The following is a 13363-nucleotide window of genomic DNA, read 5'->3' on the forward strand; positions in this document are numbered from 1 at the left end:
TGCGAAAAAATCCGCCATTGCGTCTGGCATGTCTTGCCATACAGGTGGTATACCGAAATGACAAGAGATCAACGGGCCCGATCCCGGAGGATCCGGACACCAGCTCCACACAGCCGACGCAGACACCGACCCACCACCGACAAGGAGTCGACCCGAGATGAAACACCTGTCCAGCGCCGCTTTCGGCGCCCTGCTCGCCACCCTCGCGCTGCCCGCCGCGGCCCAGACCGCCTGGGACATGTCCGTGGTCTGGCCCGAGGGCAACTTCCACACCCAGGACGCGATGAAATTCGCCGAGGCGGTGAAAGAGGTTACCGATGGTGACGTGGTCATCACCGTGCATTCCGGCGGCGCGCTCGGCATCAAGGGCCCCGAGGGCATGGCCGCGGTGCGCGACGGCCTGGTGCCGATCGCCGACATCCTGATGAGCCAGCAGGTGGGCGACGCGCCGGAGCTCGGTGTCGAGACCCTGCCCTACCTCGCCCCCACGCTGGCCGACCTCGCGCTGCTGCACAAGTTCTACCGCCCCAAGGTGGAGGAAGTGGCCGAATCGATGAATCAGAAGCTGCTCTACATGGTGCCCTGGCCGGGCCAGGCCGTGTACTCGAAGAACCCGATCAACACGATCGACGACCTCGCCGGCCTGCAGCTGCGCGTGGTGGACGCCAACGGGCATGACTTCTTCACCCGCCTCGGCGCCGCCCCGCTGCAGATGCCCTGGGGCGAAGTGGTTCCCTCGCTCGCGGCCGGCACCATCTCGGGCGTGACGACCTCCTCCTCCTCCGGCGTGGACGGGGCGTTCTGGGAATTCCTCGACAACATGAGCACCTTCAACTGGCAGGCCTCCTCCAACATCGTGACGGTGAACCTCGACGCCTGGAACGAGCTCTCCCCCGAGGATCAGGACGCCATCGAGGCCGTGGCCGAGAAGCTGGAAGGCGAGTTCTGGCTGGCCAGCAAGGCCGAGGACGACAAGAAGATCGCCGTCCTCAAGGAGAACGGCGTCACCGTGACCGCCCCCTCCGAGGAGCTGAAGGCCGCCCTGCTCGAGCGCGCGAAGCCGATGTGGGACGACTTCAAGGAGCGCGTGCCCGGCGCCGCGCCCTACATCGACGCCTACCTCGCGGCGCGCCAGCAGTAAGGCGCGCCCCGGCCGGCCCGCCAGCAGGCGTGCCGGCCCCCCGCGCCGCAACGGCGCAGGAAACTCTGTCCGCGCCGGAGGCGCGAGAGGCTCCCTCCACGCCAGAGGCGTGACAGGCTACCTGCACACCTGAGGTGTGACGCCTTTTGCACACCTTCGGTGTGACGGCCCCGGGCGGCATCCTTCGCCCGCGGCGCATCGTTCCCTTCCACGTCCCCTCCGGAGCTACCCATGGACGAGACGAGACCTGTGCGGTTCGGGCCGCTGATCCGCGGCATCGACGCGATCACCCTGGCGGGAGGCGTCGTTGCGGCGGCCTGCCTCATGGCCCTTTTCGGGCTCATCTTCGCCGAGGTGCTGGCCCGGAACATCTGGGGCACCAGCCTGTCCTTCAGCTGGGATTACGCGGCCTACATGATGGGCGCGTGCTTCCTGCTCGCCGGCGGCAGCGCGCTGCGCGGCGGCGCCCATGTGCGGGTGACAGCACTGCACGAGGTGGTGCCGGCCCGCGCCGTGTGGTGCATGGACCTCGCCGCCTGCCTCGCCGGGCTGCTGGTGACCGCGTTCATCCTCTGGGCGCTCGGGCACATGGCCTGGCTCTCCTTCGGGCGCGGCACCACCGCCTCCTCCGTGATCAAGACCCCGCTGTGGATCCCGCAGCTGGTGCTCGCCGTCGGCGCGCTGATCTTCGTGCTGCAGATGCTGGCACAGCTCCTGCGCGTGCTGCGCGGCGAGACCCTCATCGAAGACCCCAAGACCGAGGAGGCCGCGTGATGGGCAAGATCGGACTCACCCTCCTGGGGCTGCTCGCCCTGCTGCTCGGCTCCGGTGTCTGGGTCGGGCTCGGCCTCATCGGCGCCGGCATCGGCACGCTGGCGCTGTTCAAGCCGATGATGCCGGTGGAGAAGCTCTTCGCCCAGCAGGCGTGGAACTCGGCCGTGAGCATGGAGATGCTCGCCCTGCCGCTGTTCATCCTGATGGCCGAGATCCTGTTCCGCACCCGGCTGTCGGAGGCGCTGTTCACCGGGCTCGCGCCCTGGACCCGCCGCCTGCCGGGCCGGCTGAGCCACATCACCGTGCTCTCCTCCACGCTGTTCGCCGCCGTCTCCGGCTCCTCCGCCGCCACCACGGCCACGGTGGGGCGCATCTCTGCCTCCGAGCTCATCGGCCGCGGCTATGACCGCAACCTGATCATCGGCAGCCTCGCCGGCGCGGGCACGCTGGGCTTCCTCATCCCGCCCTCGGTGATCATGATCATCTACGGGGTGCTGGCGGAGGAATCGATCCTCAAGCTGTTCATGGCCGGCATCCTGCCCGGCGGCCTGCTGGCGCTCTCCTACATGGGCTACCTGGGCTTCCGCGCGGTGATGAACCCCGCGCTGGTGGGCGACACCCCGCCCCATACCACGCTGATGGAAAAGCTCGCCGCCCTGCGCGGGCTCGGCCCGGTGCTGCTGCTCATCCTCGCGGTGATCGGCTCGATGTACGGCGGCATCGCCTCGCCCACCGAGGCGGCCTCCGTGGGCGTGGCCGGTGCCATCCTCGTCGGCGCCTTCCAGCGCACGCTCTCGGTGAAGACCCTGGCCGAGGCGGCCTATCACGCCGCCCAGACCTCGGCGATGATCGGGCTGATCATCATCGGCGCGATGTTCCTCTCGGTGTCGCTGGGCTACCTCGGGCTGCCGCGCTACATCGCCGGCGAGATCCAGGCGCTCGGCCTGTCGCCCTTCGCGCTCATCGTGGTGCTGCTGGTGTTCTACGTGATCCTCGGCTGCCTGATGGAGGGCATGTCCTCGATCGTGATGACCCTGCCCATCACCCTGCCGCTGGTGCTCGCCGCCGGCTACGACAAGGTGTGGTTCGGCGTCTTCCTGGTGCTGGTGGTGGAGATGGCGCAGATCACCCCGCCGGTGGGGTTCAACCTCATCGTCATCCAGCGCATCACCGGCGACCGGATCGGCACCATCGCCCGCGCGGCGCTGCCGTTCTTCTTCATCATGGCCGCCTTCGCGCTGGTGATCGCCGTCTTCCCCGGCATCGTCACCTGGCTGCCCGACACGCTCTCTGCACGGAACTGACCCCTGCCATGACTCCCCGCATCCTAGCCGCCGGCGACCAGGCCCTCACCGTCGAACTCTCCTCCGAGGTGGACGAGGTGGTGAACGCACGGGTCATCGCGCTGGCGCGCTCCCTCGCCGACGATCCCCTGCCCGGGGTGGAGGAGACGGTGCCCACCTACCGCTCGCTCCTCGTGCTCTACGACCCCGGAACGGTGCGCGGCGCGGCACTCGGCGCGGCGCTGCTCGAGCGGCTCGGCGCGCTCGACGTGCGCGCCGGCGCCGCCCGGCTGTGGCACGTGCCGGTGGAATACGGCGGCGAGACCGCGCTCGACCTCGAGGAGATGGCCCGCATGAAGGAGATGAGCCCCGACGAGCTCATCGCCCTGCACGGCTCGGCCGAGTACCGGGTGCACATGATCGGCTTCGCGCCGGGCTTCACCTATCTCGGCGGGCTGCCCGAGCGGCTGCACACCCCGCGCCGGGCCACGCCGCGCCAGTTCGTCGCCGCCTCCTCCATCGGCATCGGCGGCAAGCAGGCGAGCGTGAACTCGGTGGCCGGCCCCTCCGGCTGGCGCTTCCTCGGGCGCACGCCGCTGGTGCCCTTCGACCCCGCGCGGGAGGAGCCCTTCCTGTTCCGCGCCGGAGACCGCATCCGCTTCCACCCCGTCACCTCCGCCGAGGCCGCACGGCTCGACGCCGCGCTCGCCCGCGGCGAGAGCCCGGTCACCCCGGAGGTGGCGGCATGAGCGCGCTCCTCAAGATCCGCCGCGCCTCGCCCATGCTCACCGTGCAGGACCGCGGCCGGCGCGGACTGCTGCATGCCGGGGTCTCCGGCTCGGGGCCCATGGACCCGCCGGCCTTCGCGCTGGCCAACGCCCTCGTGGGCAACGGGCCGGAGGCGGCGGGGCTGGAATTCGCCGGGTTCGGCGGCACGTTCGAGGTCACCGCCCCGGTGCGCATCGCCGTCACCGGCGGCGAGGCGCAGCTGAGCCGCGACGGCACCGCCCTCGCCCCCTGGGAGAGCCACGATCTCGCCCCCGGCCAGGTGCTCAGCGTCGGCGCGCTGAAGGACGCGGTCTGGGGTTACATCGCCGTCTCGGGCGGCATCGAGACCCCGCCGGTGCTCGGCGCCCGCGCCACCCACCTGCGCACCGGCCTCGGCGGCCACGAGGGCCGCGCCCTGCGCGAGGGCGACGAACTGCCCCTGGGCGAGACCGCCGTCGGCCCCTGCCTGCGCCTGCGCAGCCCCCTGCCGCGCGCCACCGGCCCGATCCGCGTGGTGCCCGGCCCGCAGGACGATTTCTTCGACGAGGCCGCCTGGGCGGCCTTCGCCGGCGGCGCCTTCACCGTCTCCGCCACGCGCGACCGCATGGCCACCGCGCTGGAGGGCCAGGAGATCCGCGCCGCGAAAGGGCATGACATCGTCTCCGACGGCACGCCGCTGGGCTCGGTGCAGGTGCCCGGCTCCGGCCGGCCCATCGTGCTGATGGCCGAGCGGCAGACCACCGGCGGCTATCCCAAGATCGCCACCGTCGCCTCGGCCGACCTGCCGCGCCTCGCCCAGACCCCCAGCGGGGCGGCGCTCAGCTTCACGAAGGTGAGCCGGGAGGAGGCGGAGGACGCGGCGCTGGCCGCCCGCCGCGCCCTCGCCCTTGCCATCGACACGCTGGCGCCCAAGGGCAGCCTGCAGCTCAGCTCGGAATACCTGCTCTCGGTCAACCTGATCGACGGCGTGGTGGGGCCGGAGGCGGCCGAGCCATGAGCCCGCTGTCGCTGGCCCGCCAGGCCCATGCCCGCATCATCGAGATGATCTTCTCCGGCGCCATCGCCCCCGGCGACGCCCTGCAGGAAGCCAAGCTGGGCGATCTGCTGGAGATGTCGCGCACCCCGGTGCGCGAGGCGATCAAGCGCATCGAGGCGGAGGGGCTGGCGGCCCGCGACGGGCGCTTCCTGCGCGTGCGCCGGCTCAGCCGCGCCGAGGTGGAGGAGATCTTCTTCCTGCGCGGCGCGCTGGAAAGCTACAGCGCCGGCGCCGCCACCTCCCTCCCCGGGCCGGCGCTCGACGCCATCGAGGCCCGCATCCGCGCCCTGATGGACACCGGCCCCGAGGCCGACAGCCCCGGCGAGGAGGAAGAGGGCGAGGAGCACTGGCGGGTGGACAACGCCTTCCACCGCCTGCTCGCCGGCGCCACCGGCAACGCCACCCTGCTGCGCACGGTCGACGACCTGCGCCTGCGCACCTGCATGTTCGACCACACCCAGGTGCCCGAGCGCTTCCGCCGCGGCTGCGAGGAACACCTCGCCATTCTCGACGCCCTGCGCGCCGCCGACGGCCCCGCCGCCGCCCGGCTGATGGCCGCCCATGTGGCCGGCGCGCGCGACGCCATCCTCGCCCGTATCGACACGCTGACCGGACAGACCAGATGACCCGTTGCCTTCTCATCCAGCCCGTTCACGAAGCCGGCCAGGCGCTGCTGCGCGAGCACGGCATCACCCCGGTGATCTGCCCCGCGCCGGACATGGTGACCGTGGCCCATCACATCCCCGGCTGTGCCGCGGTCATCACCCGCGATGCCGGGCTCTCCGCCGCCGCCATCGCCGCGGCGGATGCGCTGAAGGTGGTGGTGGTACACGGCGCCGGGCATGACGCGGTTGACAAGGAGGCCGCCACCGCCCGCGGCGTGCTGGTGTGCAACACGCCCGGCGCCAACGCCCGCTCGGTGAGCGAACTGGCCCTGGGCCTCGCCCTCGCCGCCGCACGCGCCATTCCCGCCGCCGATGCCGCCGAGCGCGCCGGCGCCAGCGGCTTTCGCGAGACGCATTCCTTCTCCGAGCTCTCGGGCAAGACGGCGCTCATCGTCGGCTGGGGCGCCACCGGGGCCGGCTTCGGCCGCATGCTGCACGCGGCCCTCGGCATGAGCGTGCTCGTCCACTCCCCCCGCGCGGCGGACGTGGGCGGCTTCGAGCGCGTGGCGAGCCTCGAGGAGGGGCTGGCGCGCGCCGACCTCGTCTCGCTCCACACGCCGCTCAGGGCAGAGACCCGCGGCCTCATCGGGCCCGCCGCGCTGGCCGCGATGAAACCCGGCGCCATCCTGGTGAACACCGCCCGCGCCGGGCTGGTGGACGAGGCCGCACTGGCCGAGGCGCTCGCCTCCGGCCACATCGCCGCCGCCGGGCTCGACGTCTATTCGCCCGAGGCGCCGCGCGGCCCGCTGGCAAAAAGCCCGCGGGTGATCTTCACACCGCATCTCGGAGGCACTACCGAAGAGGCACTCCGCCGTGTCGCCCTCGGCGCGGCGGGGCATGTCGTCGCCGCCCTCTCCGGGCAGCGCCCCGCAACGGCCCTCAACGCCCCGGAACCGGACTTCGCATGACCCACGTGATCGACGAGACCATCGACCGACTGCTCACCCGCATCAACGCCCTCAGCCTGCCCGGGCCGGGCTACACCCGCCCCTCCTACAGCCCGCTGGAGAGCCAGGCCCATGCCATCGTGGCCGAGGAGGCCGAGGCGCTGGGGCTGGAGGTGACGCGCGACGCGGGCATGAACCTCTTCGCCCGCCTGCCGGGCCGCGACCGCGCGGCGCCCCCGCTCTACATCGGCTCGCATGTCGACACGGTGCCCTTCGGCGGTGCCTATGACGGGGCGGCCGGCGTGGCCGGGGCCATGGCCCTCGTCGCCGCCTTCGTGAAGAGCGGCGAGACGCCGCCGGTCGACATCGTCGTCACCGTCACCCGGGCGGAGGAGAGCGTGTGGTTCCCGGTGTCCTACATCGGCTCGCGCGCCGCCCTCGGCCGGCTGAAACCGGAGGAGATGGAGGCAGTGCGCTGCGACACCGGCCGCACCCTCGCCGATCACATGCGCGACGAGGGCGCCGACCCCGAGGCGGTGCTGCGCGGCCCCGGCCTCGCGCCCGCGCAGTTCATCGAGCTGCACATCGAGCAGGGCCCGGTGCTGTTCGACGCCGATGAGCCCTTCGCCATCGTGAAGGGCGTGCGCGGCGGCCTGCGCTACCGCACTGCGCGCATCGAGGGCACCTGGGCGCATTCCGGCGGCGCCCCGCGCGAGACCCGGGCCGACGCGGTCTTCGCCCTCGCCGACCTCGTGACCGGGCTCGACCGGGTGTGGGGCGAGGTGCTGGCCGGGGGGCAGGACCTCGCGGTCACCTTCGGCCGGGTGGATGCGGCCACCGAGGAACACGCCTTCGCCAAGGTGCCGGGCCTGTGCGACTTCTGCCTCGATTTGCGCTCCGACGATGTCGCGGTGCTGGAGCGGATGGACGCCGAGCTGAAGGCGCAGATCGCAGCCATCGAGGCCGCGCGCGGTGTGCGCTTCGCGCTCGGCGCGCAGTCGCGCAGCCAGCCCTCGCCGCTCTCCGCCGCGCTGGGAGACCGGCTGGCCGAGGCGGCGGCGCCGCTGGGCCACGCGCCGCGCCGCATCCTCTCCGGTGGCGGCCACGATGCCGCGGCCTTCGCCCAGGCGGGCTGGGACTCGGTGATGGTGTTCCTGCGCAACTGGGACGGCAGCCACAACCCCGCCGAGGGCATGGACCCCGCCGACCTCGGCCAGGCCGTGCGCATGGTCCACGCCGCCTTCGCAGACCGGCAGGCCCCGCGGTGAGCGGCGCCGAGACACTGGCCCAGCAGGCCTACCGCGCGCTCAAGAGCCGGATCCTGGAGGGCGGCTTCGCGCCCGAGGACATGCTCACCGAGCGCGGGCTTGCCGCGGCCTCCGGTGTCTCGCGCACCCCGCTGCGTGCCGCGATCTCGCGGCTGGAGACGGAAGGCGTGATCGCCCGGCTGCCGGGCGGCGCGCTGATGATCCGGCCGGTCACCGCCGAGACGCTGCTCGAGATCGTCCAGACCCGGCGGCTGCTCGAGGCCGCCGCCGCCGCCCGCGCCGCCGAGGCGGTGGCCGCGGGCGCCGCCCTCAGCCCCGCGCTCGCCCGCGCGCGCCGGCGCATGGCGGCCTATGCCGCGGGCGCCGACGCCGCCTTCCCCGCCTTCTGGGCCGATGACGACGCCTTCCACACCGCCGTGGCCGAGGCCGCCGGGCTGCATCTGCTGCCCGGCCTGCTCGCCCAGATGCGCGACGAGGCCCGGCGCTGCACCATCACCCGCACCCATGACCGTTTCGCCGAGCAGGCGCAGGAGCATATCGCCGTGATCGACGCCATCGCCGCCGGCCGCCCCGAGGCCGCCCGCGCCGCGATGGACGCGCATTTCGAGAGCGTGCGGGCCCGTTTCCTGGGCTGGCTCGCCCGCCCCTGACCCCCTCCCCTTCCGTTGCCCGAAAGACCGAGATGATCGACACCGCCCTGCCGCGTGGCTGCGAGGCCGCCTTCCCCGAAGCCGAATTCGCCGGCCGCCAGGCCCGCGCCCGCGCCGCCATCGCCGCCGCCGGGCACGAGGCGCTGGTGGTCACCGGGCCGGAGAACATCTTCTGGCTCACCGGGCGGCAGACCGCCGGTTACTTCGCCTTCCAGGCGCTGGTGCTGCCGGCCGAGGGCACGCCGGAGCTGCTGGTGCGCCGGCTCGAGGGGCCGGGGGCGGCGGCCAACACCTTCCTGCCGCTCACCACCTGGGCCGATGGCGAAGACCCCGCCGCCGCCCTCGCCGGCCTGCTGGCCCGCATGGGGCTGGCCCGGCCGGCGCTGGAGCGGCAGGGCTGGTTCGTCTCGCCCGGGCTGATCGCGCGCATCGAGGAGGTGCTCGGTGCCGGCCCCCTGCCCGACGGCTCGGGCCTCGTAGAGCCGCTGCGCATGGTGAAATCGCCGGCCGAGCTCGCCGCCATCCGCACCGCGGCCACCTATGCCGAGGCCGGCATGAGCGCCGCGCTCGCGGCCTGCCGCGCCGGGGCGAGCGAGAACGACGTGGCCGCCGCCATGCTCGCCGCCGCCACTGCCGCGGGCTCCGAGGCGATGGCGATGGAGCCGCTGGTCTCCTCCGGCCCGCGCTCCGGCCTGCCCCACATGACCTGGCGCCGCCGGGCGCTGGAGCAGGGCGACCCGCTGTTCCTCGAGCTCGCCGGCAGCCACGCCCGCTATCACGCCGCGCTGATGCGCAGCGCCTGGATCGGCCAGCCCCCGGCCGAGGCGCGCGCGATGATGGACTGCGCGCTCGACGCCCTCGCCGCGGCGCTCGCCGCCATCCGCCCCGGCGCCCCCTGCTCCGCCCCCCACGAGGCCGCGCAGGCCGTGATCGACGCCGCCGGCCAGACCTCCGCCTTCGGCAAGCGCATCGGCTATTCCATGGGTGTCGCCTTCGCGCCGGACTGGGGCGAGGGCACGGTGCTGAGCCTGTTCACCGGCGTCGACACGGTGCTGGAGGAGGGCATGGTCTTCCACCTGCCCGCCACGCTGCGCGCCTTCGGCACCTGGACCGTGGGGGCAAGCGAGACCGTGATCGTTACCGCCACCGGCTGCGAGCCCCTCTCCGCCCTGCCGCGCGACATCACCATCCGCTGAGGCGGGGCCGCGGGGCGCCCCCGCTTGCATTGCCGGCGGGGCGCCGATAGGCCGGTGCCATGCGCGTCTTCGAGAACATCATCAGCGACCGCGGGTCGAAATACGCCGTCTCCGGCGGTCCCTGCGCATCGGAGGAGGAGGCCCGCGCCTTCATCACCGAGCTGAAGCGGCGGAAGAAATTCGCGAAGGCCACGCATAACACCTGGGGCCTGCTTACCGAGGCCGGCCCGGTGAAGAACGACGATGGCGAGAGTGGTGCCGGCATGGTGATCCTGCGCATGCTGGAGCGCGAGGGGGTCCGGGACCACATCGTGGTCGTCACACGCTGGTATGGCGGAAAGCACCTCGGCGGAGACCGTTTCCGCCACGTGCAGGACGCGGTGCGCCTCTACCTCGACGCCCTGGAGACGGGCCCGGGGAGCTGAGCGCGTGCCGCTGCGCCCTCCGCCCGCCCGGCGAGGCTCCGGCTCTGCGGCCGGAGCAGCGGTGCGCGGGGCCCCGGACCTCTCGCTGCAAGGCATTTCCCATCGGAACCTGCCCGCCCCGGCGGCAGTGCTTATATCAGGGAGCCTGAATGTTTCACGTGAAGGCCCCGGGCTCCTGGAACACCGCCTTCAGCTCGGCGATGAAGCTGTGCAACAGGCGCGAGCGCGGCACGCCGCGGCGCAGGATCAGCACCGCCGCCACCTCGGAGGGCGGCATGAAGGGCCGCACCACCATGCCCGGCGCGCCGTGGAACCGGGCGGTGAACGGGTCGACCACCGCCGCCCCCAGCTCGGCATTCGCCAGCACCGCGGCGGTAGAGCAGTAACGCACCTCCACCCGGGGGGCATACTCGGCACCGTCGCGCTCGAAGGCGGTCTGCACCAGCTTGCCGAGGCGGGATTCGTTCTCCAGCCCGATGAACCCCTGCTCGGCGAGGTCATGCGCCGTCACCTCCGCCCGCGCCGCGAGGGGCGAGGCGGCCGGCACCATCGCCACCATGTGACCGCGGTGCAGCACCTCGACATGCACTGCCGGGTGGCGCTCCAGCGCGAGGGCGAGGCCGATGTCGGCCGAGCCGTCCTTCACCGCCTCGACCACGTTCTCCAGCCGGCGCACGTCGTAGGACACCGAGACTTCCGGCCGGTCACGCAGCAGGTTGCGCAGGGCGGCGGGGGCCACGGTGTGGCCCAGCGGCGGCGTGGCCATGATGCGCAGCCGCCCCGAATGCCCCTGCCTTATGTCCCGCGCGCGGGAGGTGAAGCCGCGCAGCATGCCGAACACGGGCCGGATCTCCTCGAAGAGCAGCGTCGCCTCCTCGGTGGGGTGCAACCGGCGGTGCAGGCGCTCGAAGAGCGTCACGCCGAGCTGGCTCTCGAGCTGGCGGATGCCGTTCGAGACCGCGGGCTGCGAGATGCCCAGCAGTTCGGCCGCCTCGACCGTGGTCTCGCAGCGCATCATCGCGCCGAAGATCTCCAGCAGCCGGAGCGAGACCTCCGGCGGCTGCGGCGGGCGACCCGTGCCCACGTGCGCCTCAGGCCGCGCGCGAGAGGATGGCGCCGAGCGCCATGGCCACGGCGGCCTGCGTGGGGTCGATGACCGGCACGCCGAGGGCCTCCTCGGCCGCGGCACGGTGGCCGGCCATGCCGGCACAGCCGAGCACGATCGCCCCGGCCCCGAGCGCCTTCAGCCGCTCACCGACCCCGATGAGACGCGACAGCGTCTCCGCCCCGTGGCCGCTCTCGGCCACGGTCACGCCGCCGAGGGCGAGCTCACCGGCGAGGCGATGCTCCACGCCCATGCGGCGCAGGTAGCGGATGTGCCGCGGGATCGAGCCTTCGGCGATGGCGATGACACCGAAACGGTCGGCCCGGGCCATGGCGGTGAGCGCGCCGCATTCCTGGATGCCGTAGACCGGCATCTTCGCCACCGAGCGGGTGACGTCGATGCCCGGGTCCGAGTAGCAGGCGATGACCACGGCCGAGGCCTCGGGCCGGCTCTCGACGAGGGCGGCGACGCGCAGCCCCGCCTCGTCCACGTCGCGCTGGGTCATGATGCCCGGCGGGCTCTCGGGGATGGTGAGGCACTCGATCTCGGGCCCGCCGGGGACGCGGAAGCGCGCGAGCGCCTCCGACAGCCCGTCGGTCACCGACTGCGAGGAGTTGGGGTTGATGACGAGGACAGGACCACTCATGGGGCCACCTTTGCGCCGAAGTTGCGGGCGGGATCGAGCTCGGGGGCGGTGTAGCCGGGCATGCCGGTGAGGTTGACCGGCTTGCGCGCCACGAACCGGCCGCGGCCGCGCGCGGCCTTCAGCTCGCGGTCCTCGATGACGATCTCGCCGCGCGAGAGCACGGTCTGCGGCCAGCCGGTGATCTCCATGCCCTCGAAGGGCGTGTAGTCCATGTTGTCGTGCTGGTCGGCGAGGGTCGCGGTGCGGGTCTCCGTCGGATTCCAGATCGCGATATCGGCGTCCATGCCCGGGGCGATGGAGCCCTTGGTCTCCATGCCGAAGGTCTTCGCCGCGTTGGTCGAGGAGAGGCCGACGAACTGCTGCAGCGTGATCCGCCCCTTCACCACGCCTTCCGAGAAGAGATAGGGCAGGCGCATGCCGATGCCGGGCATGCCGTTGGAGATCTTCGGGTAGGGCGCGTCGAAACCGTTGAGGAACTTGCCGGTCTCGTCATAGCGGTAGGGCGCGTGGTCGGAGGAGACGGAGGCGAAGGTGCCGGTCTGGACATGGCGCCAGAGCACCTCCTGGGCCTCCCTGTCGCGCACCGGGGGCGAGCAGATGAACTTCGCACCCTCCATGCCCGGGCGGTCGAGGTCCTCGCGGGTCAGCGCAAGGTATTGCGGGCAGGTCTCGGCGAAGAGCTTGGTGCCCGCCAGCCGCTCGCGCTGGACGATGGCCGCACCGCCGGGGGTGGAGACATGAACGATGAAGAGCGGCGCGTCGACCAGCTTGGCCAGCGACACGGCGCGGTTGATCGCCTCTTCCTCGGCGAGCGCGGGGCGCGAGATCGCGTGGTATTTCGGGTCCGTCAGCCCGGCTTCGGCGAGGCGGCGGTTCATCCACTTCACCATGTCGTTGTTCTCGGCATGGACCATGGTGAGCGCGCCATGCGCCTTGGCGACGGTGAGGATGTCAAGCATCCCGCCATCGCCGAGGTTCATCAGGTCGTAGGTCATGAAGACCTTGAACGAGGTGATGCCGCGCGCGAAGGCCCGGGGCAGCTCCTCGGCCAGCACCCTGGGCGAGGGGTCGGAGATGATCAGGTGATAGGAATAGTCGAGCACCGAGTTCGGCGCCGCGCGGTCGTCATAGGTCCTCACCACGTCGTCGACCGACTGGCCGCGATGCTGGGCCGCGAAGGGCACGAAGCTCGAGTTGCCCCCGAAGGCGGCGGAGACGGAGCCGGTGTAATAGTCATCGGCCGACATCACGCCCGAGGAGCTCTCCTGCGCGATATGGCAATGCGCCTCGATGCCGCCGGGAAGCACCAGCCGGCCGCTGGCGTCGATGCGCCTCGCGCCGCCCTCGATCGTCTCTGCAAGGGCGGCGATGCGCCCGTCACGGATGCCGATATCGCCCTTCCAGCTGTCGGTCGCGGTGGCGATGGTGCCGCCGTGAATGACCGTGTCGAACTCGCTCATGCCTGCTGTCTCCTGTCGTCTCTCACCCCGCGCCGCGGCGCCCCGGGCTTGCCCCGGGG

14 protein-coding genes are annotated in these 13363 nt (G+C 72.4%); 11 read left to right on the top strand and 3 right to left on the bottom strand.

Going from position 1 to position 13363, the window contains the following annotated elements; all coding sequences use genetic code 11:
• Positions 1–157: 157 nt before the first annotated feature.
• The 11 genes from D3P35_RS21640 to D3P35_RS21690 all read left to right on the top strand — a co-directional run bounded on the left by D3P35_RS21640 (position 158) and on the right by D3P35_RS21690 (position 10093).
• The gene (locus D3P35_RS21640) at positions 158–1141 is read left to right on the top strand and encodes a TRAP transporter substrate-binding protein (RefSeq protein WP_118137794.1); all 984 of its coding nucleotides are present in this window, start codon (positions 158–160) and stop codon (positions 1139–1141) included.
• Positions 1142–1372: 231 nt separating this feature from the next.
• Positions 1373–1915 (top strand): TRAP transporter small permease subunit, encoded by a 543-nt coding sequence (locus D3P35_RS21645; protein WP_118137796.1) that lies wholly within the window; start codon positions 1373–1375, stop codon positions 1913–1915.
• Positions 1915–3219 carry a TRAP transporter large permease gene (locus D3P35_RS21650; RefSeq protein WP_118137798.1) on the top strand — a complete coding sequence of 435 codons (1305 nt, stop codon included), beginning with the start codon at positions 1915–1917 and terminating at the stop codon, positions 3217–3219. Before D3P35_RS21645 ends, D3P35_RS21650 begins: the two co-directional genes overlap by 1 nt.
• An 8-nt stretch (positions 3220–3227) precedes the next feature.
• Positions 3228–3947 carry a 5-oxoprolinase subunit PxpB gene (pxpB, locus tag D3P35_RS21655; RefSeq protein WP_118137800.1) on the top strand — a complete coding sequence of 240 codons (720 nt, stop codon included), beginning with the start codon at positions 3228–3230 and terminating at the stop codon, positions 3945–3947.
• Positions 3944–4963, top strand: a complete 1020-nt coding sequence (locus D3P35_RS21660) for a biotin-dependent carboxyltransferase family protein (protein WP_118137802.1) — start codon at positions 3944–3946, stop codon at positions 4961–4963. The genes pxpB and D3P35_RS21660 overlap by 4 nt, the downstream gene beginning before the upstream one ends.
• Positions 4960–5628: a GntR family transcriptional regulator gene (locus D3P35_RS21665; protein WP_118137804.1), complete on the top strand. Its 669-nt coding sequence runs from the start codon at positions 4960–4962 to the stop codon at positions 5626–5628. Before D3P35_RS21660 ends, D3P35_RS21665 begins: the two co-directional genes overlap by 4 nt.
• A complete protein-coding gene (locus D3P35_RS21670) occupies positions 5625–6575 on the top strand; it encodes an NAD(P)-dependent oxidoreductase (RefSeq protein ID WP_118137806.1) in 951 nt (316 codons plus the stop codon). The genes D3P35_RS21665 and D3P35_RS21670 overlap by 4 nt, the downstream gene beginning before the upstream one ends.
• Positions 6572–7822 (top strand): hydantoinase/carbamoylase family amidase, encoded by a 1251-nt coding sequence (locus D3P35_RS21675; protein WP_118137808.1) that lies wholly within the window; start codon positions 6572–6574, stop codon positions 7820–7822. The genes D3P35_RS21670 and D3P35_RS21675 overlap by 4 nt, the downstream gene beginning before the upstream one ends.
• Positions 7819–8472, top strand: a complete 654-nt coding sequence (locus tag D3P35_RS21680) for a GntR family transcriptional regulator (RefSeq protein WP_118137810.1) — start codon at positions 7819–7821, stop codon at positions 8470–8472. Before D3P35_RS21675 ends, D3P35_RS21680 begins: the two co-directional genes overlap by 4 nt.
• 32 nt (positions 8473–8504) lie before the next feature.
• Positions 8505–9668, top strand: coding sequence for a Xaa-Pro peptidase family protein (locus D3P35_RS21685; RefSeq protein WP_118137812.1), 1164 nt, complete (start codon positions 8505–8507; stop codon positions 9666–9668).
• Positions 9669–9727: 59 nt separating this feature from the next.
• Positions 9728–10093, top strand: a complete 366-nt coding sequence (locus D3P35_RS21690; RefSeq protein WP_118137814.1) for a YigZ family protein — start codon at positions 9728–9730, stop codon at positions 10091–10093.
• A gap of 154 nt (positions 10094–10247) precedes the next feature.
• Here D3P35_RS21690 and D3P35_RS21695 read toward each other — a convergent pair whose 3' ends face one another.
• From D3P35_RS21695 to hydA, 3 genes are read right to left on the bottom strand one after another with little or no spacing between them, the layout of a single operon-like run.
• Positions 10248–11177: a LysR family transcriptional regulator gene (locus tag D3P35_RS21695; protein ID WP_232830594.1), complete on the bottom strand. Its 930-nt coding sequence runs from the start codon at positions 11175–11177 to the stop codon at positions 10248–10250.
• Between the two features lie 7 nt (positions 11178–11184).
• Positions 11185–11844: an aspartate/glutamate racemase family protein gene (locus D3P35_RS21700; RefSeq protein WP_118137816.1), complete on the bottom strand. Its 660-nt coding sequence runs from the start codon at positions 11842–11844 to the stop codon at positions 11185–11187.
• Positions 11841–13304: a dihydropyrimidinase gene (hydA, locus tag D3P35_RS21705; protein ID WP_118137818.1), complete on the bottom strand. Its 1464-nt coding sequence runs from the start codon at positions 13302–13304 to the stop codon at positions 11841–11843. The genes D3P35_RS21700 and hydA overlap by 4 nt, the downstream gene beginning before the upstream one ends.
• Positions 13305–13363: the final 59 nt, after the last annotated feature.

Origin of the sequence: Oceanicella sp. SM1341, assembly GCF_003448965.1 — a bacterium.
Classification (GTDB): Bacteria; Pseudomonadota; Alphaproteobacteria; order Rhodobacterales; family Rhodobacteraceae; genus Paroceanicella.